Source organism: Cupriavidus sp. H18C2, assembly GCF_049393795.1.
GTDB lineage: Bacteria > Pseudomonadota > Gammaproteobacteria > Burkholderiales > Burkholderiaceae > Cupriavidus > Cupriavidus pauculus_C.
Map to the genome: position 1 here is coordinate 3,204,342 of NZ_CP186010.1, position 21,309 is coordinate 3,225,650.

General features: G+C 69.5%; 20 protein-coding genes. 10 read left to right on the plus strand and 10 right to left on the minus strand.

Translation table 11 applies throughout. The features are described from left to right. Window positions 1-33: 33 nt before the first annotated feature. Entirely contained in the window at window positions 34-2,208 is a 2,175-nt protein-coding gene (locus EPAKOI_RS14520; protein ID WP_124683137.1) for a TonB-dependent siderophore receptor, read from the minus strand. 212 nt (window positions 2,209-2,420) lie between these two features. Here EPAKOI_RS14520 and EPAKOI_RS14525 point away from each other — a divergent pair, with 212 nt between their 5' ends. Beyond that, window positions 2,421-3,209, plus strand: a complete 789-nt coding sequence (locus EPAKOI_RS14525) for a 5'-methylthioadenosine/adenosylhomocysteine nucleosidase (protein WP_423192490.1) — start codon at window positions 2,421-2,423, stop codon at window positions 3,207-3,209. Between the two features lie 19 nt (window positions 3,210-3,228). On the opposite strand, the gene EPAKOI_RS14530 is transcribed toward EPAKOI_RS14525, so the two are convergent. Beyond that, complete coding sequence (locus EPAKOI_RS14530) at window positions 3,229-3,471, minus strand: hypothetical protein (RefSeq protein ID WP_423192491.1); 243 nt, start codon at window positions 3,469-3,471, stop codon at window positions 3,229-3,231. Window positions 3,472-3,627: 156 nt separating this feature from the next. Between EPAKOI_RS14530 and hemA the strand changes: the two genes are divergently transcribed. The 6 genes from hemA (at window position 3,628) to EPAKOI_RS14560 (ending at window position 8,665) form a co-directional block, all read left to right on the plus strand. Continuing rightward, window positions 3,628-4,932 (plus strand): glutamyl-tRNA reductase, encoded by a 1,305-nt coding sequence (hemA, locus tag EPAKOI_RS14535; RefSeq protein WP_124683134.1) that lies wholly within the window; start codon window positions 3,628-3,630, stop codon window positions 4,930-4,932. Window positions 4,933-5,046: 114 nt separating this feature from the next. Continuing rightward, the gene (gene prfA, locus EPAKOI_RS14540) at window positions 5,047-6,129 is read left to right on the plus strand and encodes a peptide chain release factor 1 (protein WP_124683133.1); all 1,083 of its coding nucleotides are present in this window, start codon (window positions 5,047-5,049) and stop codon (window positions 6,127-6,129) included. A 178-nt stretch (window positions 6,130-6,307) separates the two neighbouring features. Further along, a complete protein-coding gene (locus EPAKOI_RS14545; RefSeq protein WP_124683132.1) occupies window positions 6,308-6,637 on the plus strand; it encodes a hypothetical protein in 330 nt (109 codons plus the stop codon). A gap of 143 nt (window positions 6,638-6,780) precedes the next feature. Then, window positions 6,781-7,665, plus strand: coding sequence for a peptide chain release factor N(5)-glutamine methyltransferase (prmC, locus tag EPAKOI_RS14550; RefSeq protein WP_423192492.1), 885 nt, complete (start codon window positions 6,781-6,783; stop codon window positions 7,663-7,665). A 59-nt stretch (window positions 7,666-7,724) separates the two neighbouring features. Beyond that, entirely contained in the window at window positions 7,725-8,036 is a 312-nt protein-coding gene (gene grxD / locus EPAKOI_RS14555; protein WP_008650878.1) for a Grx4 family monothiol glutaredoxin, read from the plus strand. Between the two features lie 17 nt (window positions 8,037-8,053). Beyond that, window positions 8,054-8,665, plus strand: coding sequence for a UbiX family flavin prenyltransferase (locus EPAKOI_RS14560; protein WP_423192493.1), 612 nt, complete (start codon window positions 8,054-8,056; stop codon window positions 8,663-8,665). A gap of 118 nt (window positions 8,666-8,783) precedes the next feature. Here EPAKOI_RS14560 and EPAKOI_RS14565 read toward each other — a convergent pair whose 3' ends face one another. The 3 genes from EPAKOI_RS14565 to EPAKOI_RS14575 form a co-directional block, all read right to left on the minus strand. Further along, entirely contained in the window at window positions 8,784-9,002 is a 219-nt protein-coding gene (locus EPAKOI_RS14565; protein WP_172966025.1) for a hypothetical protein, read from the minus strand. A gap of 144 nt (window positions 9,003-9,146) precedes the next feature. Then, window positions 9,147-10,685, minus strand: a complete 1,539-nt coding sequence (locus tag EPAKOI_RS14570; protein ID WP_423192494.1) for an aldehyde dehydrogenase family protein — start codon at window positions 10,683-10,685, stop codon at window positions 9,147-9,149. Beyond that, window positions 10,682-11,875: a saccharopine dehydrogenase family protein gene (locus EPAKOI_RS14575; protein ID WP_124683127.1), complete on the minus strand. Its 1,194-nt coding sequence runs from the start codon at window positions 11,873-11,875 to the stop codon at window positions 10,682-10,684. Before EPAKOI_RS14575 ends, EPAKOI_RS14570 begins: the two co-directional genes overlap by 4 nt. Before the next feature lie 139 nt (window positions 11,876-12,014). Between EPAKOI_RS14575 and EPAKOI_RS14580 the strand changes: the two genes are divergently transcribed. After that, window positions 12,015-12,464 (plus strand): Lrp/AsnC family transcriptional regulator, encoded by a 450-nt coding sequence (locus tag EPAKOI_RS14580; RefSeq protein ID WP_124683126.1) that lies wholly within the window; start codon window positions 12,015-12,017, stop codon window positions 12,462-12,464. Between the two features lie 17 nt (window positions 12,465-12,481). Here EPAKOI_RS14580 and EPAKOI_RS14585 read toward each other — a convergent pair whose 3' ends face one another. The 4 genes from EPAKOI_RS14585 to EPAKOI_RS14600 form a co-directional block, all read right to left on the minus strand. Beyond that, on the minus strand, window positions 12,482-13,231 hold the full coding sequence (locus EPAKOI_RS14585) for a hypothetical protein (RefSeq protein ID WP_313840071.1): 750 nt from the start codon (window positions 13,229-13,231) through the stop codon (window positions 12,482-12,484). 105 nt (window positions 13,232-13,336) lie between these two features. Continuing rightward, window positions 13,337-13,642 (minus strand): hypothetical protein, encoded by a 306-nt coding sequence (locus EPAKOI_RS14590; protein WP_124683124.1) that lies wholly within the window; start codon window positions 13,640-13,642, stop codon window positions 13,337-13,339. A gap of 219 nt (window positions 13,643-13,861) precedes the next feature. Next, entirely contained in the window at window positions 13,862-15,385 is a 1,524-nt protein-coding gene (locus EPAKOI_RS14595; RefSeq protein WP_124683123.1) for a chloride channel protein, read from the minus strand. A 121-nt stretch (window positions 15,386-15,506) separates the two neighbouring features. Further along, window positions 15,507-17,000, minus strand: coding sequence for an acyl-CoA synthetase (locus EPAKOI_RS14600; protein ID WP_423192495.1), 1,494 nt, complete (start codon window positions 16,998-17,000; stop codon window positions 15,507-15,509). Between the two features lie 196 nt (window positions 17,001-17,196). On the opposite strand from EPAKOI_RS14600, the gene EPAKOI_RS14605 reads away from it, so the two are divergent. Both EPAKOI_RS14605 and EPAKOI_RS14610 read left to right on the plus strand, forming a co-directional pair. Further along, window positions 17,197-17,727 carry a winged helix-turn-helix transcriptional regulator gene (locus tag EPAKOI_RS14605; protein ID WP_124683121.1) on the plus strand — a complete coding sequence of 177 codons (531 nt, stop codon included), beginning with the start codon at window positions 17,197-17,199 and terminating at the stop codon, window positions 17,725-17,727. Next, entirely contained in the window at window positions 17,714-19,078 is a 1,365-nt protein-coding gene (locus tag EPAKOI_RS14610) for an MATE family efflux transporter (protein ID WP_423192496.1), read from the plus strand. The genes EPAKOI_RS14605 and EPAKOI_RS14610 overlap by 14 nt, the downstream gene beginning before the upstream one ends. 830 nt (window positions 19,079-19,908) lie before the next feature. On the opposite strand, the gene EPAKOI_RS14615 is transcribed toward EPAKOI_RS14610, so the two are convergent. Next, window positions 19,909-21,080, minus strand: a protein-coding gene (locus EPAKOI_RS14615; RefSeq protein ID WP_423192497.1) for an IS3 family transposase whose coding sequence is annotated in 2 segments (ribosomal slippage) — window positions 19,909-20,813 and window positions 20,813-21,080 — 1,173 coding nt in all. Because the reading frame shifts where the segments join, the coding sequence is not laid out codon by codon here. Window positions 21,081-21,309 lie beyond the last annotated feature (229 nt).

Consider the following 21,309-nt stretch of genomic DNA (forward strand, 5'->3'; position numbering starts at 1 on the left):
TCCCCGGGGAATCCGCCGGCCAGATCGCGCCGGTCAGAAGCGGTAGGTCACGTTGCCGACGATCGTCCGCGCCGTGCCGAAGAAGCAGTCGCCGCGCGCGATGCAGCTATAGACGTATTCCTTGCCGAACAGGTTGTTGACGTTCAGCGACACGCGCACCGGGCCGCGGTCGTAGGCCAGCACGGCGTCGAACACGGTGAAGCCGCCCACGCGGTTGTTGCCGGTGCCGTCGGTGCTGGGGCCGTTGTAGCGCATGCCCGCGCCGGCCAGGAATCCGGGGATCTCGAACAGGCTGAAGCGGTAGTTGGCCCACAGCGACGCCGTGTTGGTCGGGATGCTGGCCAGCCGCTGGCCCTGCTCGGCCGGCGAGCCCTCGATCACCTTGGCGTTCAGGAACGTGTACGCGGCGATCAGGTCCAGCCGGCCCAGCGACACCAGCGCCTCCAGTTCGGCGCCGCGCGTGCGGGCTTCACCGGCCTGCACGGTGTCCGGGCGGCCATTGACCACGCCGGCCACCTTGCGGTTCTGCTCGCGCATGTCGAACAGCGCGGCCGTCAGCGTCATGTTCTTGCCGGGCGGCTGGTACTTGACGCCCACTTCCCACTGCTTGCCTTCCAGCGGCTTGAACGCCTGGCCGGCGTTGTTGAAGCCCGCCTGGCCCTGGAACGACTCGGCATAGCTGACGTACGGGTTCAGGCCCATGTCCGTGCGGTACATCAGCCCGAAGCGCTTGGTGAGCTGGTTGTCGTCGCGCGATCCCTGCGGCTGGTTGTCCTGCGACGCGCGCGACCAGTCGTAGCGCAGGCCCAGCATCAGCAGCCACTTGTTCCATTCGAGCTGGTCCTGCAGGTAGATGCCGGTCTGGATCTGCTTGGCCGGGTCCAGGTCGCGCGTGGACGCGGGCGCCGTGTAGTTGCCGTACACCGGGTTGAACACGTTGATCGGCGCGGCCACGCCGCCCACGCCGGTGCGGCCGGTGATCTCGTTGTTCTGGTAGTCGAAGCCGGCCAGCAGCGTGTGGCCGACCGTGCCGGTCCGGAACTTGGCCTGGCCCTGGGTATCGATGGCAAGCTGGTTCAGCGTCGGCTGGTTCAGGTAGACCACGCGGCGCAGCAGCGTGTCGCTGCCGGGCACCCAGCCGTGCGTGGCGCCGGTGAAGCCGGTGGTGTAGATGCTGCGGTAGTCGACGCTGCTGTGCGAGTAGCGCAGGTTCTGGCGCACCGTGAAGGTGTCGTTGAACTGGTGCGAGAACTGGTAGCCGATGGCGTGCTGCTCGGCCGTGTACTTGTCAAAGCCCGGCTCGCTCACGAAGAAGCTCTGCGGGATCTGCCCGGCCGGGTTGCCCAGCAGCGTGCCGCGCCACGGAAAGAAGCCGATCATCGTGTTGCTGTCGTCCTTCTGGAAGTTGGCCAGCAGCGTGAACGACGTGTCGGCGTTGGGCCGGTAGGTCAGCGACGGGGCGATGAAGTAGCGGTTGTCCTTGGCGTAGTCCACCGAGGTGTCGCTGTCGCGCGCCATCGCCACGAAGCGGTACAGCCACTTGCCGTCGGCGTCGATCGGGCCCGTGAAGTCGGCCTGGATCTGCTTGCGGTTGTAGTTGCCAAAGCTCACGCCGATCTCGCGCGCCGCCTCGGCCTGCGGGCGCTTGGACACGAGGTTCACGATGCCGCCCACCGCGCCCTGCCCGTACAGCATGCCGGACGGGCCCTTCAGGATTTCCATGCGCTCCAGCGAGTACGGGTCCGGGCGCGTGTTGTTGTAGAAGCTCACGGCGTTGAGCAGGCCGTCCAGGTACTGGGTGGAATCGGTGCCGCGAATCTTGATCGTGTCGGTCCGGTTGTCGTTGGCAAACCCGGCCGTCGTCACGCCAGCCGTGTAGCCGGACGCCTGCGCCACCGACTGCGCGCCCAGCATCTCGATGCGGTCGCGCGTGATGACCGTGATGGACTGCGGCGTCTCGACGATCGGCGTGTCGGTCTTGGTGGCCGTCACGGCCTGCCGGGCGACAAAGCCATGGACCGGCCCGGTGGGCGATTCCGGCGCATTGCTGCCGCTGACCGTGACCACCGGCAGGCTGTGGTGGGCGGCCTCGCCGGCGGGCGGCTGTTCCTGGGCGCTGGCCAGGCTGGCGGCTTGCAGGCTCAGGACGAGCGTGGTCAACGGAATGGCGTGCGAGCGGCGGATGCGGCCCCGGGCGCGGACAGACATGGATCTCTTCTCTCTCTTGCTTTTGGAAACGGGAATGCGAATGACTCGCATTTCAATAAAGAGCGAGATTGTAGCGTCTTGTATTGCTGACAACACAATTGGTCACGGTTGTAAGCAATCTTGTCGCGCGATTCCCACAGTGGCGGCCGACTTTCGCCGCGCCCGGCGCGCCGGTATGCTGGCGGCCTTCCGCATCCCGCCCCCCCAGCACCATGACCCTTGGCATCCTTGCCGCGCTGCACGACGAAGTGGACGGCCTGATCGCCGCCATGCGCCATGAAGACGCCCGCGCCACCTGCACCACCATCGGCATGCGCGACTACTACCGCGGCACGCTGCACGGCCAGCCGGTGGTGCTGGTGCTGTCGCGCGTGGGCAAGGTGGCCGCGGCGGCGACCACGGTGACGCTGATCCGCGAGTTCGGGGTGGATGGGATCGTCTTCACCGGGCTGGCCGGTGGCGTCGGCGATGGCGTGCGGGTCGGCGACATCGTCGTGGCCGACCAGGCCATCCAGCACGACATGGACGCCCGGCCGCTGTTTCCGCGCCACGAGGTGCCGCTGCTGGGCCGCGCCACGTTTCCGGCCGACCCGGCGCTGACGGCCGCCCTGCGGACAGCGGCGTCCGATTTCCTGCGTGACGACCTGGCCACCGAGGTGCCGGCCAGCGTGCTGGCCCGCTTCGGCATCGAGACGCCCCGGCTGCATGTCGGGATGATCGCCAGCGGCGACCAGTTCATCGATTGCCCGTCCGAGGTGGCCGCGCTGCGGCAGGCGCTGCCCGGCGTGCAGGCCGTGGAAATGGAAGGCGCGGCGCTGGCGCAGATCTGCCACGAATACGGCGTGCCTTACGCGCTGCTGCGCACCGTGTCCGACCGGGCGGACGATACGGCACATGTGGATTTCCCGGCCTTCCTTCGGGACATCGCCAGCCACTATTCCAGCGCGATCCTGGCGCGATTCCTCGACGATCAGGCGCGCCGGCGCATCGCAGATTGCTGATTTTTATGTAGTTTTGCCGTTACCGTCGCGGCCGCACAACGCCGTAGATGCCCACGGCCAGCGCCGCGCCGGCAATGGCCGCGCCCCATCCGACGATCTGGCCGTCGGTGAACAGGTGGGCCGTGCGCCCGGCGTAGAACGCGACCAGCGCGCCGCCGATCCCCAGGCCCAGCGCGGCCGGCACGGTCACGACGCGGCCGGCCGGGTGCAACCATCGGCCGGCCAGGCCCACCACGGCGCCGACAAAAACCAATCCGAACATCCTTCCTCCCGTGTCGTTTGATCCACCGCAAATGTGGACCGGTCGTAACGATACTGCACCGCGCTCCGGGTGCCGCGGTTCCCTGCAACTTTGTAACGGGGCGGTATAATGGCCATCGCTTCCGGCACCGTTCCGGATGGCAACCCAACCCCACAAATGCAACTGCTCGCGATCGGTATCAATCACACCACGGCACCCGTCTCGCTCCGCGAACGTGTGGCGTTTCCGCTTGAGCAGATCAAACCGGCCCTGGGTACGCTGCGTACCCATCTGGCGGGCCGCAGCGGCACCGAGGCCGCCATCCTGTCCACCTGCAACCGTACCGAGATCTACTGCGCCACCGACGTGCTGCAGCCGGGCCAGGACGGTTTCGAGCACACGCTGCGCTGGCTGGCCCAGCATCACAACGTGCCTGCCGGTGAACTGGCCCCGCATTTGTACGCCCTGCCCCAGTCCGAAGCCGTGCGCCATGCGTTCCGCGTAGCCAGCGGGCTTGACTCGATGGTGCTGGGCGAAACCCAGATTCTCGGCCAGTTGAAGGACGCCGTGCGCACCGCTGGCGAGGCCGGCGCGCTGGGCACGTACCTGAACCAGCTCTTCCAGCGCACGTTCGCGGTGGCCAAGGAAGTGCGCGGCCAGACCGAGATCGGCGCGCATTCGGTGTCGATGGCCGCCGCGGCGGTCCGGCTGGCGCAGCGGATTTTCGAAAGCGTGTCCACGCAGCGGGTGCTGTTCATCGGCGCCGGCGAGATGATCGAGCTGTGCGCCACGCATTTCGCCGCGCAGAAGCCGCGCCAGGTAGTGGTGGCCAACCGCACCGTCGAACGCGGCGAGAAACTGGCGGAACAACTGGCCGAGCAGGGCCTGACCACGCAGGCCATCCGCCTGCAGGACCTGGGCGAGCGGCTGCACGAGTTCGACATCGTCGTGTCGTGCACGGCCAGTTCGCTGCCGATCATCGGCCTGGGCGCCGTGGAGCGCGCGGTCAAGCGCCGCAAGCACCGCCCGATCATGATGGTCGACCTGGCCGTGCCGCGCGACGTGGAGCCCGAAGTCGCCCGGCTGAACGACGTCTTCCTGTACACCGTCGACGACCTCGGCGCCGTGGTCCGCGAGGGCAACGCGCTGCGCCAGGCCGCCGTGGCCCAGGCCGAGGCCATCATCGAATCGCGCGTGCAGAACTTCATGCACTGGCTGGAAACGCGCAGCGTGGTGCCGGTGATCCGCGAACTGCAGTCCAGCGGCGAGGCCATCCGCCAGGCCGAGCTGGAACGCGCACGCAAAATGCTGGCCCGGGGCGACGACCCCGCCGCCGTGCTGGAGGCGCTGTCCGGCGCGCTGACGCGCAAGTTCCTGCACGGCCCCACGCACGCGCTGAACCACACCCAGGGCGAAGACCGCGAGGCGCTGCTGCGCCTGGTGCCCGGTCTGTTCCGCCACAGCAGCCACTCCGAGCGCTAGCCGCGCCGTCCCTGCCGCGCTGGCCTGCCAGCGCCGGGCTGTCGTCTCCGCCCGTCCCCCTTTCCAGCGCCCCGGCCCCGCCACCGGCGTCCCAGCATCCCGATTCCGCTACCGATGAAACCCAGCATGCTCCACAAGCTCGACCAGTTGGCCGAGCGACTCGACGAAGTCAGCGCCCTGCTCGCCAGCGAAAAGGCGGCGTCGGACATGGACCAGTACCGCCGGCTGTCGCGCGAGCATGCCGAGCTGTCGCCGGTGGCCGAGCAGTACGGCCAGTATCGCCAGGCGCAGGAAGACCTGGCCACCGCGCAGGCGCTGCTGGATGACCCCGAGATGAAAGACTTCGCGGCCGACGAGATCGGCGCCGCGCGCGCCCGGCTGGAGACGCTGGAAACGTCGCTGCAGACGCTGCTGCTGCCCAAAGACCCCAACGACGACCGCAACCTGCTGCTGGAAATCCGCGCCGGCACCGGCGGCGAGGAAAGCGCGCTGTTCGCGGCCGACCTGCTGCGCATGTACACGCGCTATGCGGAACGCCAGCGCTGGCAGGTGGAAATCATGAGCGAATCGGGCTCGGACCTGGGCGGCTACAAGGAGGTGATCGTCCGCATTGCCGGCGCCGCCGCGTTCTCGAAGCTCAAGTTCGAATCGGGTGGCCACCGCGTGCAGCGCGTGCCGGCCACCGAGGCGCAGGGCCGCATCCACACGTCGGCCTGCACCGTGGCCGTGATGCCCGAGGCCGACGAGGTGGGCGAGGTGGAGATCAATCCGTCGGACCTGCGCGTCGACACCTTTCGCGCGTCCGGTGCCGGCGGCCAGCACGTCAACAAGACCGATTCGGCCGTGCGCCTGACCCACCTGCCGACCGGCATCGTCGTCGAATGCCAGGACGACCGCAGCCAGCATCGCAACAAGGAAAAGGCCATGAAGGTGCTGGCCGCGCGCATCAAGGACGGGCAGCTTCGCGCGGCGCAGGCCAAGGAGGCCAGCACGCGGCGCAACCTGATCGGTTCGGGCGACCGCAGCGACCGCATCCGCACGTACAACTTCCCGCAGGGCCGCGTGACCGACCATCGCATCAACCTGACGCTGTACAAGATCGACATGATCATGGACGGCGACCTCGACGAACTGGTGTCGACGCTGGCCGCCGAGCACCAGGCCGACCAGCTTGCCGCGCTGGGCGACGAGGGCTGAACGGGCGACTTTGTAACCGAGGTAAATGCTTGAAACAGCACTGGCCTGTCATAACGCGCTGTCTATAATCGATTTCGACCAGACCACCCCGATACGTCACTTTCCGGTGTCGGACGCCCGGGGGCCTCGAAGTCTGGATTGGATGTCCACTCCTCCAACAGACACTAAGGATGAAATCATGAACAAGCTGCTCGCCGTGCTGATGCTCACCGCCGCCATTTCCGTCGCCGCCTGCGGCAAGAAGGAAGAGGCTCCGCAAACCAATGCCGACAGCGCGATGCAAAGCGCCGCCGAATCGGCCAAGGCCGCCGCCAGCGACGCCGCTGCCGCCGCCGCGAATGCCGCCGACGCCGCCAAGGCCGCCGCCAGCGGTGTCGCCTCGGACGTCTCGGCCGCCGCCGAGAAGGCCCGCATCGATGCCGGCAACGCCATGGCCAACGCCAAGGAAGCGACCAAGGACGCCGTCAACACCACGGCCGACAAGGCCAAGGACGCCGTCAACAAGTAATCGCTCGCGCGCCAGCGCCGGCCGCTGAAAACGGCTTACACTGGCGCCTGAATGCAGCGCCGCGCAAGAACCCCGTCTGGCTCCCGCCCGGCGGGGTTTTTTGCGAATGGCCGGAAATCCCAGACGTACCGCCAGTACCGCCGATGTCCTCGAATGCACCGGGCGACCCGCCGCCCCTCCCCTCCACTCCCACGCTGCGCGAGGCGCTGTCGCTGGCTGCGATGGCCGGCCTGCCGATGCTGGAGGGCCGCATGCTGCTGTCCCACGTCACCGGCTACACGCGCACGCAGTTGATCACGCGCGACGCAGAGCACCTCAATGACGCACAACATGATGCATTCTCCACGCTGCTGGCGCGGCGGCTGTCGGGCGAGCCGATGGCCTACCTGCTGGGCGAGCGCGAATTCTTCGGCCGCACGTTCCGCGTGACGCCCGACGTGCTGATTCCCCGCCCCGACACCGAGGTGGCCGCCGAGGCCGCGCTGGCCCGGCTGGCCGGCGTGCCGGCGCCGCGCGTGCTGGACATGGGCACCGGCTCGGGCGTGCTGGCCGTGACCATCGCCCGCGAGCGGCCCGACGCCGAGGTCTGGGCCACCGACATCTCGCGCGGCGCGCTGATGGTGGCGCAGGACAACGCGCGCGCGCTGCAGGCCGACAACATCCGCTTCCTGGTATCCGACTGGTACCAGGGGCTGCCACCGGCGCAGCACTTCCACCTGATCGTCAGCAACCCGCCGTACATCGCCGCGGGCGATCCCCATCTGGCCGAAGGCGACCTGCGCTTCGAGCCCATCGACGCGCTGACCGACCACGAGGACGGCCTGGCCGACCTGCGCATCCTGGTGGCCGGCGCCCCGGCGCACCTGGTGCCGGGCGGCTGGTTGCTGATGGAGCACGGCTACGACCAGGGCTACGCCACACGGCACCTGCTGACGTCGGCCGGCTTTGCCGAGGTCTTTACCGCACGCGACCTGGGCGGCAACGAGCGGTGCAGCGGCGGGCGGCTGCCGGCCCGAGCCGCACCCTGATGCCGGGACGCGATTCCGGTAAAATCCGCCCATCCCCATGCAACCGGAACGTTTTCATCATGAGTGACGTACAACAGAAGATCGACCAGATCGTGAAGGGCAGCCCCGTGGTGCTGTTCATGAAGGGCACCGCGCAGTTCCCGATGTGCGGTTTCTCGGGCCGCGCGATCCAGATCCTGAAGGCCTGCGGCGTGGACGCGCCGACCACGGTCAACGTGCTCGAGGACGAGGGCATCCGCCAGGGCATCAAGGAATACGCCAACTGGCCGACGATTCCGCAGCTGTACGTGAACGGCGAGTTCATCGGCGGCTCGGACATCATGATGGAGATGTACCAGAACGGCGAACTGCAGTCGCTGCTCAAGGCCTGAACACGGCCGGACCCATCATGCCTGTGAACCAGGGCGGCGCGCCGCAACGGCTGATCGTCGCCATCACGGGCGCCACCGGCGCCATCTACGGCGTCCGGCTGCTGCAGGTGCTGCGCGACGTGGCGACGGTGGAAACCCACCTGCTGATGTCGCCCGCCGGCGTCATGAACCTGCAGCACGAACTCGACATCGGCCGCGCGGACGTGGAAGCGCTGGCCGACGTGGTGCACAACGTGCGCGACATCGGCGCGACGATTGCCAGCGGGTCATTCCGCGCCGACGCAATGATCGTGGCGCCCTGCTCCATGCGCACGCTGGCCGCCGTGGCCCACGGCCTCTCGGACAACCTGATCACGCGCGCCGCCGATGTCACGCTCAAGGAGCGCCGCAAGCTGGTGCTGATGGTCCGCGAAACCCCGCTGAACCTGGCCCACCTGCGCAACATGACCGCCGTCACCGAGATGGGCGGCATCGTCTTCCCGCCCGTCCCGGGCTTCTACCAGAAACCACAGACCATCGAAGAACTGGTCGACCACACGATCGGCCGCGTGCTCGACCTGGTGGACCTGCGCGACGTGGGCGAACGGCTGGCGCCGGGGTGGATGGGGTTGAATGGGGGTGGGAACTGAGCTTGCGCGAGCGGCAAGCAGCAAGCTCCCCTCTCCCGCCAGCGGGAGAGGGGAGCCAGTTTGGGGCGCGCGCTGCCCCGCGGCTCTTTGCTGCGCGCCTTGGCTCTCCCGCTCCCCCTCACCAATGCCTGTAATACCGCCGGCCGTAGTACCCGCCGTAGTACCCGTACGCCGGCCGCACCACCACGGTGGGCGGCGGCACGTAGACCGGGGCCGGGGCCACGGCGACGGGCGCGGGGGCCACGGCGGGGCCGTATGGCGTGGGATAGACCGCGCAGCCGCCCAGCATGGCGGCGCCGGTCACGGCCAGACCCAGGACAATCGATCTCGTTCTCATTGCAGTTTCCTTGTTCGGCATTGACGCATGGCAATGCACTGTTCTTGAGAACGTTATACGGGCGGGTCTGGTAATACAGCGTCAAGGCGCTGTAACCCTTGTTACGATTCGCAACGCCTGCGTGGATGTAAGTCCGGCGGCCGCTCAGACGTCGAAACGGATACCCTGCGCCAGCGGCAGCGTGTCGCCGTAGTTGACGGTATTGGTGGCGCGCCGCATGTAGCCCTTCCACGCATCGGAGCCCGATTCCCGCCCGCCGCCGGTGGCCTTTTCCCCGCCGAACGCGCCGCCGATCTCGGCGCCGCTGGTGCCGATGTTGACGTTGGCGATGCCGCAGTCGCTGCCCGCCGCCGACAGGAACCGCTCGGCCTCGCGCAGCGATTCGGTGAAGATGCACGACGACAGCCCGTGCGACGCCGCGTTGTTCAGCGCGATGGCCTCGTCCAGCGACGTGTACGGCATCAGGTAGAGGATCGGCGCGAAGGTTTCGGTCAGCATCGTGTCGTGCTGGGTGTCGGTCAGCACCAGCGCCGGCCGCACGTAGCAGGCGCGCGGAAAGCGGTCGGCCAGCAGCCGTTCGCCGCCGTGCACGACGTTGCCCTGCGCGCGGCAACTGGCCAGCGCATTGGCCATGGCATCACCGGCGGCCGCGTCGATCAGCGGCCCGACCAGCGTGCCGTCCTGCAGCGGATCGCCCACCGGCAGCCGCGCATACACCTGCCGCAGCCGCTGCGCGACGGTCTCGATCCGGTCCGCGTGGACGAACGCGCGGCGCAGCGTGGTGCAGCGCTGGCCCGCCGTGCCGGCCGCCGCGAACGTCATCGCGCGGATCGTCAGCTCCAGGTCGGCCGACGGCGCCACGATGGCCGCGTTGTTGCCGCCCAGTTCCAGGATCGTCCGCTTGAAATGCGCGGCGCAGGCCATGCCCACCTCGCGGCCCATGCGCGTGGAGCCGGTGGCGCTGACCAGCCGCACTGACGGATGCTGGACCAGCGCCTGGCCCAGTTGCCGCCCGCCGGTCAGCACGCAGGCCAGCCCGGCAAACTGCGGCGCATGGTCGGCGATCACGCGATCAAGCAGGCCCTGCACGGCCAGCGCGCAGAGCGGGGTCTTCTCCGACGGCTTCCACACCACGCCATTGCCGCAGACCAGCGCCAGCGCGGCGTTCCACGCCCACACGGCCACCGGGAAGTTGAACGCGGAAATCACGCCGCACAGGCCGTACGGATGCCAGGTCTCGCGCATCGCATGCGACGGCCGCTCGGACGCGATGGTCAGCCCATGCAGTTGCCGCGACAGCCCCACCGCGAAGTCACAGATGTCGATCATCTCCTGCACCTCGCCCAACCCTTCCTGCAGGATCTTGCCGGCCTCCATCGACACCAGCCGCCCCAGCGCGGCCTTGTGCGTGCGCAGCGCCTCGCCAAGCCGGCGCACCAGCTCGCCGCGCGCCGGCGCCGGCGTCAGCGCCCACAGGCTTTGCGCCGCGTGGGCGCGGGCGATGCGCGCGTCGGCATCGGCCGGCGAACAGACCGGCAACTGGCCGAAGACCTCGCCGTCGATGGGCGAGCGCACGGCCAGTGTGCCGGCCCCGCCCGGCGCGGCGGCGGTCCATGGCGGCGCGGCCAGGCCCAGGTCCTGCCAGCAGGTGGCGAATGTCGATGCAAAGGGTTGCGCGTTCATGCAAGCGTCTCCTGTAGCGGGTGCCGGGCGTAATGCTGGCCGAAGCGGTTGGCCAGGAAGCGGTCCAGCGGCATGGCTTCCTGGCGGACAAAGCCGGCCTGCGGCAGCACGCCGGTGGCCACGAGGTCCAGCGCGGTGCAGATGCCGGCCGCCGTGGTGAGCTGGATCGCGTTCACGTGGCCGATGCCGGCAAAGTTGTCGACGCCGCCAATCCGGGCCGAGAACGACGCCTGCGTCAGCGGCCCGCGCCGGCCCTCGCCGCGCACGCCGGGCGGGTGGCCCGTGGCGCTGGCGAACACGACCACCACGTCCTGCGCGGTCACGGGAATGGCGTGCTCGAAGATCTCGCGCAGCCAGTCGCGCCGCTCGCGCAGCCGCAGGTCGTTCAGCAGCAGCTTCATCTGCGCGCAGTGGCCCGGGTAGCGGATCGACTTGTAGTCCACCTGCCGCGCGCGGCCCGCCAGCGTGTCCGGCAACGTGCCCAGGCCGCCCGATGTATTAAAGGCTTCGTACTCGACGCCGTCCAGCGCAAACGTCTCCTGCCCCTCCAGCGCGGGCAGTTCCACGCGGCGGCCGTCGACGATGGCCTCGCACGGGTTGCAGTACTCGTTGATCAGCCCCTCGGTACTCCACGTCAGGTTGTACTTGAGCGCGTTGCTGGGATAGCGCGGCAGCGCGCCCACGCGCATGCGCAGGTCCAGCAGCTCGCCGCCGCCTTGCAGGAAGCGCTGCGCGAGGTCATGCCCCACCACGCCGATGAACCCCGGCGCCAGCCCGCACTGCGGCATCAGCACCGACCGCGCGTTGGCCGCCAGCGCGCGGATGGCGTGGGTGGCCGCCACGTCCTCGGTCAGGTCGAAGTAGTGCACGCCCAGCCGCGCGGCCACCGTCGCCACGTGGATGGCCGCGTGGAACGGCAGCGCGTTGAGCACCGCGTCGGCGCCGGCCAGCAGCGCGGCGCAGGTGCCCGGCTCGGTCGGATCGCCCGCGCGCACCGCAATGCCGCGCGGCAGGCCGTCCAGCCGGTGGGCGTCATGGTCGACCAGGCAGACGCGGTAGTCGCCGGTGTCGGCCAGCATCGTGGCGATGACGCGGCCGATCTTGCCGGCGCCGAGCACGACCACCGAAAGCGGGCGCGGGGCGAGGGTCAGGTCGCGCACGGCGGCGGGACCCAGCGTGGATGGCTGCATGGCTGTCTCCGTCAGGAATTCGTCTGGGATGGCTTCAGTATGGGCAGCGCCGCGCACGTTTTGTAGCCACAAGATTGACGAAAGCCCGGCATAATCGGTCGCATCGACATCGTAATTTGACGAAACGTCATCGACGACCATGGCTGACCTCGACCCGACCGACCGGCACCTGCTGGCGCTGCTGCAGGCCAACGCGCGAGAGAGCGCGGCCAACCTGGCGCGCGTGCTGGGCATTGCGCGCACCACCGTGGTGGCACGCATCGCGCGGCTGGAGCGGACCGGCGTGGTGGCCGGCTATGGGGTGCGGCTGGGCAGCCAGATGGAGGACCACGCGATCCTGGCGTTCTGCGGGCTGTCGGTGCAGCCCAAGGCCGCGCCGGCCGTGGTCAAGGCGCTGCAGCGGCTGCCCGAGGTGGAGGAACTGAATTCGGTGAGTGGCCCGGTGGACTACATGGCCGTGATCCGCTGCGACACGCACGCGCGGCTGGACAAGCTGCTCGACGAAATCGGCATGCTCGACGGGGTCAACCACACGACGACGTCGATCGTGCTGGCACGCAAGATCGACCGCCGCCGCGCGGCTGGCTGAGGCGGAGGGGAGGTGGCTTACCAGCTACCGGGATTGACGGGCTTGGGCGGCGCCTTCTTGTCGGCGGCCTTCTCGGCTTTTTCCGGCTTGGCGCCCTTGGCCGCCGCGCCGGACGCGGGCGGCGCCAGCGACTTCGCCACCTCGGCGTCGCGATTGGCCATCAGCGCGCGCGCCTGCGGCAGCAGCAGTTCGATGGTGCCTTCGGACGGGTCCTCGGGAATCGCGTACAGCTCGACGGTCAGCGGCTTGCGCAGCCAGCCCGCGTGGATCGTGCGGACGGCCTTGCCGGCCTTGTCCTTCATGTCGGCCATTTCCTGGCGGAACGGCTTGCCGTAGCGCGCGTTCAGCGCCTGCGCGGCGGCGTCCTGCGAGCGGAAGCCGTCGGTCGGCACTATCAGGCCCACCAGCGCGTTGCCGTCGACCAGCGCCACGAGGCGCGGGCCGTCCATGAACGCGGGGCGCACGTCGCGCGGCACGCCCACCTGGCGCATCACGCCGTCGCCGCGTAGTTCCACGCAGTAGGCGGTCACGTCCTTGCCGTCGGGCGTCCGGTGGTCGGCGCAGTCGGGCAGCGCTGGCAGCGGGCTGCCGATCTCCAGCGTGTCGAGCATCGTCGAGAACCGGTCCTTGCCTTCTAGGTTCGGCGTGGCGGCGGGGGCCGGCGCCGGCTGGGCGGGTGCCGCGGCAGGCTTGGCCGGCGGCGCGGCATGGGCGACGGACGTCGCCAGCAGGGCGGCAGCAGCCAGCCCGGCGAGAGCAAATCTCAAAACACACTCCTGGAAAACGGCTCCGCGTTGGAGCCCGCTCCGGACCGGGGGTTCCTGCCGGGCGGCTCGGTCATCACCGGAGTGATGCCGGGCCGACAGGGCCGGTCAGAGCAGATGCTTCACGGCCTGGAAGCATACCAGCGCCGCGCCGATCAGCACCGCCCAGAGGATCAGCCGGGGTACCGGGCTGGGCGGCAACTGCCGCGACGGGGTGCGCCGCGCCACCGGCGCGCGCAGGCGCGATTCTGTCTGCAGGCCGCGCGTATGCCAGATCGCGGTGTCGGCGCTGAGGCTGCCATCCCACGGCGCCGCCGGCCGTTCGGCACGATGCGGCGCCGGGCGCGACGGATGGTTCTGGGACGTACGTTGAGACGGTTGTGGGCGCGAGCCGCCCGGTCGTTGCGTGGCCATGTCCTGCTCCCCCGAAAAGCACTGCCAGTTCGCCCGGCGCGTCGCTGTGCCGCCGGTACACAGGCACGCCGATCGATCTGCCGCCATCGGTCCGTGCGCGGCACATGGTAGAGCATCGTCCAAGTGCCCGCCACGGGACTTTTGCTGCCAAACCCACACTTCGGCCCGTGGCGCGGGCAGGACTTTGTAACTGGCTGTAACGCCAGCCGGCCGCGGTCGCTACGCCGCCGCCTTGCGGCCGATCGCCATCGCCTCGCGCCGGAACGCGTGGCCCATGTGGTGGTAGAACGGGTGCGGGTTGAACTGGCGCGACAGGAACGACGCCAGCAGCGACGCCGCCAGCAGGTAGATCGTCAGGTCCTGGGTGCGGGTCATCTCCATGACGATGACGCTGGCGGTGATCGGCGCCTGCGTGGCGGCGGCCAGGAACGCCGCCATCGACACCAGCGCCAGCACGCGCGGCTCGGCCATGCCGATGTGCAGCACGTGCGTGACGACGTCTGCCACGTTGGCGCCGATGCCGGCCCCGATAGCCAGCGACGGCGTGAAGATCCCGCCCGGGATGCCCGCGAAGTACGACACCACCGTGGCCACGAACTTGGCCAGCCCGAACCACAGCGTGCCGTGCGGCTCGCCGTTGATGAGCCCCGACGCCTGCTCGTAGCCGGTGCCGAACGTGGCGCCGGCCGTCGCCCAGCCCAGCACGGCCACCACCAGCCCGCAGCAGAACGCCACCCAGACCGGATGCGCCGACGTCCAGCCGCGCCACGCCGATGGCACCAGCCCCGGCACGCCGCGGATCAGCAGCTTGGCGAACAACCCGCCCAGCACGCCGTTGACCACGGCGCAGAGCATGACCGGGCCCCAGGCGTCGTGCAGCACCAGCATCGGCACCTTGACGCTGAAGTACGGGTTGTTGCCAAGCACCGCCAGCGACAGGAAGCCGGCCGTCAGCACGCCCGACAGCACCAGCCTGTCCCACCGCACGGCCGTGCCCCGGCCCAGTTCCTCGATGGCGAAGACCACGCCCGCCAGCGGCGTGTTGAACGCCGCCGCCAGCCCGCCGGCAGCCCCGGCAGCGATCAGCGCGTTGGGATGAAAGCCGATGCGGAAGCGCAGCTTCTGCTGGCACCACTGGCCCCAGGCCAGCATCGCGGCGGCCCCCACCTGCACCGACGGCCCCTCGCGGCCCACCGACGCACCGGCCAGCAGCGCGCCCGTGGTCAGCAGCACCTTCCACATCGACTGCCGGAACGACACCAGCACGGTCTGCGCGGTGCCGGCCGGCGGCAGCGTCACCGCCGCGATCACCTGCGGGATGCCGCTGCCGCGCGCCTGCGGCGCGAGCCGGATCGTCATCCAGCGCAGCCCGGCCAGCCCGAACGGCAGCATCACGAACGCCAGCCACGGCGTGGCGCTGGTGAGCTGCGTGTTCCAGCGCAGCGCCACCTCGGCGATATAGGCGAACACGATCGAGAACAGCGCCACGCAGCCGGCGCCGCACATGAACGCGGCGTAGCGCATGGACGTGCGCGAGATGCGGCCGACCTGCCGGCTCTTGCGATGCGCGGTGCGGCGCGCGCGCAGTTGCAGCGCGCGCAATCTGTCACGGCGTGATGCAACGTCGGCGGCTGACGGGGCTGTGGCGGAAGCGTCGGGGTTGCCGTCCGGCGGCCGGGCATCGGCGGCCGAAGGCGGGCGGGAGGACTGGCTGGATTCGGGCGGCTCGACAGGATCGGTCATGGCGTCGATGCGGTAGGCATGCGGGGGCGTGCGGGGCGTGAAACAAAACGCCCTCCACTATACGCCCCGCCCACGCTGCATTGTGCGGCCCGGGGCCCGGCCATCGGCCCCCGAGGCGGCGTCAGACGCGGCGCTGCCGGCCGGCCCAGTGGCGGTCCCGCAGCCGGCGCTTGGCCAGCTTGCCGGTTTCGTCGCGCGGCAACTGGTCGACGATCTCGATGGTGCGCGGCACCTTGAAGCCGGACAGCCGCGCGCGCAGCCAGTCGACCAGCGCCGCCGGCTCCACGGCCGCGCCGGCCACGGGCTGCACCACGCCGTGCAGGCGCTCGCCGTACTCGTCGTCGGGCACGCCGAACACCACGCAATCGGCCACGCCGGGGTGGCCAGCCAGCACGTGCTCGATCTCGGCCGGGTAGATATTGACCCCGCCGGAAATCACCATGTCCGACGCCCGGTCGCAGATGAACAGGTAGCCGTCGGCATCCAGGTAGCCCATGTCGCCAAGCGTGACGCGGCCGTCGACGTCGATGGCGCGCCGCGCGGCGTCGTTGTTCAGGTACGTGAAATCGGGGTACGCGGGCTGGCGCACGTAGACCAGCCCCACCTCGCCGGGCGCGCAGGGCCGGCCGGTCTCGTCGAGGATCCGCACGCTGCCGGCATCGACGGGCCTGCCTGCCGTGCCGGGCCGCGCCATGGCGTCGGCGGGCGTGGCCACGGTCACGAGCCCCGCTTCGCTCGACGCGTAGGTTTCGTGAATCACCGGGCCGAGCCAGTCGAGCATCGCCCGCTTGACCTCGGGCGCGCACGGCGATCCGGTGGACGCCACGAAGCGGATCGACGACAGGTCATGACGCGCGCGCACCTCGGGCGGCAGCTTCAGCAGCCGCACGTACATGATCGGCACCAGGTACAGCACGTCGATGCGATGCTGCGCGACCAGCGCCAGCACCTGCTCGGCATCGAAGCGCGGCGTCAGTACCAGCCGCTCGGCCATCTGCAGCGCGTTCTGCACGTAGACGCTGGGCGCGCTGTGATAGAGCGGCGCCGACATCAGCGCGCGGCAGCCCGGCACGATGCCGTATGCCTGCCGGATCAGCGAGCGCAGCCGCGCCTGCTGGTCATCGACCTCGGCCAGCGGCACCGGCGCGCGCAGCACGCCCTTGGGCCGCCCCGTGGTGCCGGACGTGTACGCCAGATGCCCGCGCGGCGCCACGCGCGGGCCATCGTACCGGGCCTGCGCGGCCAGCCACGGCTCGTAGTCGGTGGCGCCGGCGTGCGGGCCGCCCACCGTCAGCACCGTCACCCCGGCCGGCACGGCCGCCTGCACGCCGGCCAGCAGGTCGGCATGGACGATCAGCACGCGCGCGCCGCTGTCCTGCAGCAGGTAGCGCACCTCGTCGGCCATGAAATGCCAGTTGATCGGGCAGTAGTAGACGCCGGCCGTGCGGCACGCGAACACGACGTCGGCGAAGACGGGGTCGTTGCGCAGCAGCACGGCCACCACGCCGCCCGCCTCCAACCCCAGCCGCCGCAGGCCGCCGGCCAGCCGCGTGCCACGGTCAAGCACTTCGGCGCCGGGGCGATGCAACGATTCGAACCAGAGGTCTGCGGGCATGGAAAGTCTCCTTGGGCTGGCCGGCGCGTGGGCACGGCGTCTTCGATGGCTGTGCACTGTAGCGTCGTTCCCGCCGCGCGCGGCGCCGGCCCGCCGGTATTCGCACAGGTCCGGCGCTAAACCCCTTTCAACTTTCAAATTGCAAGCTATGATCGAATCCATGTGACTTGCATATCAAAAGTAAAAAGGGGAGACGATGGCACCTACCGACTTTGCCAACATGCCGTGCCCGGTGGCCCGTTCGATGGCCATGCTGGGCGAGCGCTGGGCGATCCTGCTGATGCGGGAGGTCTACTACGGCAGCAGCCGCTTCGACGAATTCGAAAAGCACCTGGGCATCGCGCCCAACATCCTCAGCGCCCGGCTCAAGACGCTGGTGGGCCATGGATTGCTGGAAAAGGTGCCGGCGCCCGGCGGCGGCGCGCGGCACGTGTACCGGCTGACCGACATGGGGCGCGACTTCTTTCCCGTCTACGTGGCGCTCAAGGCGTGGGCCGACCGCTGGCTGGCCGACGACAAGGGCCCGCTGACCGTGCTGGAAGACCGGCGCGACGGCGCCGAGATCGTGGCCGGGTGCCTGACCCGGGCCGACGGCAGCACGATCACGGTGGACGACCTGCGCGTGCGGCCCGGCCCCGGCGCGGGACGCTACCTGCGCGAGCGCTTTGGCGATCCGGCCGCCGCTGCCGGCCTGGACCCCGCGGAGGCCGCCCATGAGCAAGCCTGACGCGATGACGCTGGGCGGCGCTGCCGCCCCGGCCGAGCCGGTATCGTCGGGCGAGATCGCGCGGCGCATTGCCGTGCTGGCCGCGCCGACGAGCCTCGTGGCGTTCCTGCAGGCCGCGTCGCAACTGATCGAAACCTGGCTGGCGGCGCGCCAGGGCACGGCGGCGCTGGCCGGCTGGGCCGTGGTGCTGCCGTTCGCGCTGCTGTTGCAGCAGATGTCGGCGGGTGCGATGGGCGGCGGCGTGGTGTCGGCCATCGCCCGCGCGCTCGGTGCCGGGCGGCGCGACGAGGCATCGACGCTGGTGATGCACGCGGTCATCATCGCCATCACCGCCGGGCTGGCGTTCGCGGTGGCGCTGGCCGGCTTTCCGCACGCGGTATTCGGCGCGGTGGCGGGCGCCACGGCCGCCGAGGCCGCCGCCACCTATGCGATCTGGCTGTTTGGCGCCGGCGCCATCCCGGCGTGGCTGGCGAACACGCTGGCGTCGGTGCTGCGTGGCGGCGGCCGCCACGCGCTGGCCGCGCGCGTGCTGGCCGGCATGTGGATCGCGTTTCCGGTGCTGGCGTGGTGGTTCGCGGAGCGGCTGGGGATGGGGCTGGCCGGCATCGGCGCGGGGCTTGCGGCGGCGTCTTGGGCGGCGGCGCTGATGATGGCCTGGGTGGTGCTGTGCGGCGGCGCGGGCTTCGTGCCGACGCTGCGCGTGAAGCTGTCGCGCGCGCTGTTCCATCGCATCCTGGCCGTGGGACTGGTGGCCTGCGCGCTGGCGTCGGTGGCCAACCTGACCACGATCCTGGTGACCGCGCAGTTGCGCCACTACGGCACGACGGCCGTGGCGGCCTACGGCATCTCGGCACGGCTGGAATTCCTGATGATCCCGCTGGCATTCGGCGTGGGATCGGCCCTCACCGCGCTGGTCGGCCGCGCCGTGGGCGCCGGCGACTGGCACACCGCGCGCCGCACCGCGTGGGTCGGCGCGCTGCTGGCGCTGCTGCTGGCCGGGTCGGTGGGCGCCGCCGTGGGGCTGGCACCGGCCCGCTTTGCCGCCCTGTTCACGCAGGACGCCGAAGTGGCCGCCATCGCCGCGCGCGCGCTGTCATGGGTCGGCCCGGCGTTCGGCGGCTTCGGGCTGGGGATGGCGCTCTACTTCGCCTCGCTGGGCGCGGCCCGCATGCGCTGGCCCGTGCTGGCCGGCCTGAGCCGCATCGCCCTGGCCGCCGGCGGCGGCTGGCTGCTGGCCAACGTCGCCGGCATGGGCCTGGACGGCCATTTCCTCGGCGTGGCGCTGGGGATTACGGCTTATGGACTGGTGACGGCGATCGGCGTGCGGCAGGCGGTTTGGTCGGCGCGGTGAATTTGCCGATGGTTTCTTGCTCCCCTCTCCCGCTGGTTTTTGCTTCCCTCTTCAGACCTTGCCGCTGGTTTTTGCTCCCCTCTCCCGCCTGCGGGAGAGGGGTTGGGGGAGAGGGCGTTGAGCGTCTGCTTGCCGACTGGTCGCAATTTGCACCGCTGGCCCTCTCCCCCGGCCCCTCTCCCCGCCATGGCGGGAGAGGGGGAGACAACAGGCGGTGGCGTTCAGGCTCTACCGCTGGTTTTTTGCTTCCCCTCTTCAGACCTTGCCGATGGTTTTGCTCCCCTCTCCCGCCTGCGGGAGAGGGGCTGGGGGTGAGGGGCGTTGAGCGTCTGCTTGCCGACTGGTCGCAATTTGCACCGCTGGCCCTCTCCCCCGGCCCCTCTCCCGCCATGGCGGGAGAGGGGAGACAACAGGCGGTGGCGTTCAAGCTCTACCGCTGGTTTTTGCTTCCCCTCTTCAGACCTTGCCGATGGTTTTGCTCCCCCTCTCCCGCCTGCGGGGAGAGGGGTTGGGGGTGAGGGCGTTGAGCGTCTGCTTGCGGACTGATCGCAATTTGCACCGCTGGCCCTCTCCCCGGCCCCTCTCCCGCCATGGCGGGAGAGGGGAGACAACAGGCGGTGGCGTTCAGGCTCTACCGCTGGTTTTGCTTCCCCTTCTTCAGACTTTGCCGATGGTTTTTGCTCCCCTCTCCCGCCTGCGGGAGAGGGGCTGGGGGTGAGGGCGTTGAGCGTCTGCTTGCCGACTGGTCGCAATTTGCACCGCTGGCCCTCACCCCCGGCCCCTCTCCCGCGGCGCGGGAGAGGGGAGCAGGTTGTAGTGGTCAAGTTTTTTCAGACAGGTATTAAGGTTGTCTGGCGTTTGAACTTGTCCTCAAACTCCTGCGGCGACTCATATCCCAGTGTCGAGTGCAATCGCACCGGGTTATAGAAGCCGACGATGTACTGCGTAATGTCGCGCCGGGCTTCAGCCCGGTCGACGTAGCGCCTTTGCCAGATGCGCTCCATCTTCAGGTTCAGGAAGAAGCGCTCGGCCACCGCATTGTCCCAACAATCGCCCAGCCGGCTCATGCTGCAAATGAGGCCGTGGCGTCCCAGCAAGCCCCGGTATTCCTCGCTCGCGTACTGGCTGCCCCGATCCGAATGCACGATCAGGCCCGGTGACGGATTGCGCTGCTGGATCGCCATCCTCAACGCCGTGACCACCAGCGATGCAGGCATGGCCGCTGCCATGGCCCATCCCACTACCTTGCGCGAATACAGGTCCAGCACCACCGCCACATACAGCCAGCCCTCGGCCGTGCGGACGTAGGTAATATCCGCCGCCCAGGCCTGGTTGGGCTGCACCGGACTGAACTGCCGGCCCAGCACGTTCGGCGCCACCGGCCGGTCGTGCCGGCTGTTGGTCGTCGCCACGAACTTGCGCTTCCAGACCGGACGCAGATCGGCCTGGCGCATCAGCGTGCGCGCCCGATAGCGCCCGATCTTCACGCCTTGTCTGCCCAGATCCCGTGCTACGCGCCGGCTGCCGTAGGTGCGCCCGCTCGCCTCGAATGCCGCCCGTACGTGGATCTGCTGCCGGTTGCGCTCCACGTTGACCGGCCGGCCGCGCCGGTGCGCGTAGTAACCCGCGCGACTCGCTCCCAGTACCCGACAGGCACGGCTGACCGCCACGGCCTCCTTCTCCAGCGCGCTGACTGCGTGATAGATCACTTCAGCTCGCGGGCGAAGAAGGCCGATGCCTTTTTTAGGATCAGGTTGTCCTCCTTCAGGCGGCGGTTCTCTTCCTCCAGCTGGCGGATGCGCTGCTGCTCGGGCGTCAGCGGCCGGCCAATGCCCTTGCCGCCGGCCAGTTCCGCGTCGTACTGCGCCAGCCAGCGCCGCACGGCCGTCTCGCCAATGGCCATCGTGTGGCAGACCTCGGCCACCGAAAGCCCCTGGTCCCGGATCATCCGGACCACCTCCAGCTTGAAGCTGGCGTCGAACTTGCGACGTTGCTTTGTCATGTCGTCCTTTCCTCGTCGATCGTGATTTTCCACCTATCGACCTGTCTGAGGAAATTGGACCACTACAGAGACAACAGGCGGTGGCGTTCAAGCTCTACCGCTGGTTTTTGCTCCCCTCTTCAGACTTTGCCGATGGTTTCTTGCTCCCCTCTCCCGCCTGCGGGAGAGGGGCTGGGGTGAGGGCGTTGAGCGTCTGCTTGCCGACTGGTCGCAAATTGCACCGCTGGCC

Coding starts and splice junctions, on each gene's coding strand:
- EPAKOI_RS14545 (WP_124683132.1), top strand. CDS start 6,308: ATGAACAAGCTGCTCGCCGTGCTGATGCTCACCGCCGCCATTTCCGTC.
- EPAKOI_RS14565 (WP_172966025.1), bottom strand. CDS start 9,002: ATGAGAACGAGATCGATTGTCCTGGGTCTGGCCGTGACCGGCGCCGCC.
- EPAKOI_RS14600 (WP_423192495.1), bottom strand. CDS start 17,000: ATGCCCGCAGACCTCTGGTTCGAATCGTTGCATCGCCCCGGCGCCGAA.
- prfA (WP_124683133.1), top strand. CDS start 5,047: ATGAAACCCAGCATGCTCCACAAGCTCGACCAGTTGGCCGAGCGACTC.
- EPAKOI_RS14610 (WP_423192496.1), top strand. CDS start 17,714: ATGAGCAAGCCTGACGCGATGACGCTGGGCGGCGCTGCCGCCCCGGCC.
- EPAKOI_RS14580 (WP_124683126.1), top strand. CDS start 12,015: ATGGCTGACCTCGACCCGACCGACCGGCACCTGCTGGCGCTGCTGCAG.
- EPAKOI_RS14590 (WP_124683124.1), bottom strand. CDS start 13,642: ATGGCCACGCAACGACCGGGCGGCTCGCGCCCACAACCGTCTCAACGT.
- EPAKOI_RS14525 (WP_423192490.1), top strand. CDS start 2,421: ATGACCCTTGGCATCCTTGCCGCGCTGCACGACGAAGTGGACGGCCTG.
- EPAKOI_RS14595 (WP_124683123.1), bottom strand. CDS start 15,385: ATGACCGATCCTGTCGAGCCGCCCGAATCCAGCCAGTCCTCCCGCCCG.
- prmC (WP_423192492.1), top strand. CDS start 6,781: ATGTCCTCGAATGCACCGGGCGACCCGCCGCCCCTCCCCTCCACTCCC.
- grxD (WP_008650878.1), top strand. CDS start 7,725: ATGAGTGACGTACAACAGAAGATCGACCAGATCGTGAAGGGCAGCCCC.
- EPAKOI_RS14575 (WP_124683127.1), bottom strand. CDS start 11,875: ATGCAGCCATCCACGCTGGGTCCCGCCGCCGTGCGCGACCTGACCCTC.
- EPAKOI_RS14570 (WP_423192494.1), bottom strand. CDS start 10,685: ATGAACGCGCAACCCTTTGCATCGACATTCGCCACCTGCTGGCAGGAC.
- EPAKOI_RS14605 (WP_124683121.1), top strand. CDS start 17,197: ATGGCACCTACCGACTTTGCCAACATGCCGTGCCCGGTGGCCCGTTCG.
- hemA (WP_124683134.1), top strand. CDS start 3,628: ATGCAACTGCTCGCGATCGGTATCAATCACACCACGGCACCCGTCTCG.
- EPAKOI_RS14560 (WP_423192493.1), top strand. CDS start 8,054: ATGCCTGTGAACCAGGGCGGCGCGCCGCAACGGCTGATCGTCGCCATC.
- EPAKOI_RS14530 (WP_423192491.1), bottom strand. CDS start 3,471: ATGTTCGGATTGGTTTTTGTCGGCGCCGTGGTGGGCCTGGCCGGCCGA.
- EPAKOI_RS14520 (WP_124683137.1), bottom strand. CDS start 2,208: ATGTCTGTCCGCGCCCGGGGCCGCATCCGCCGCTCGCACGCCATTCCG.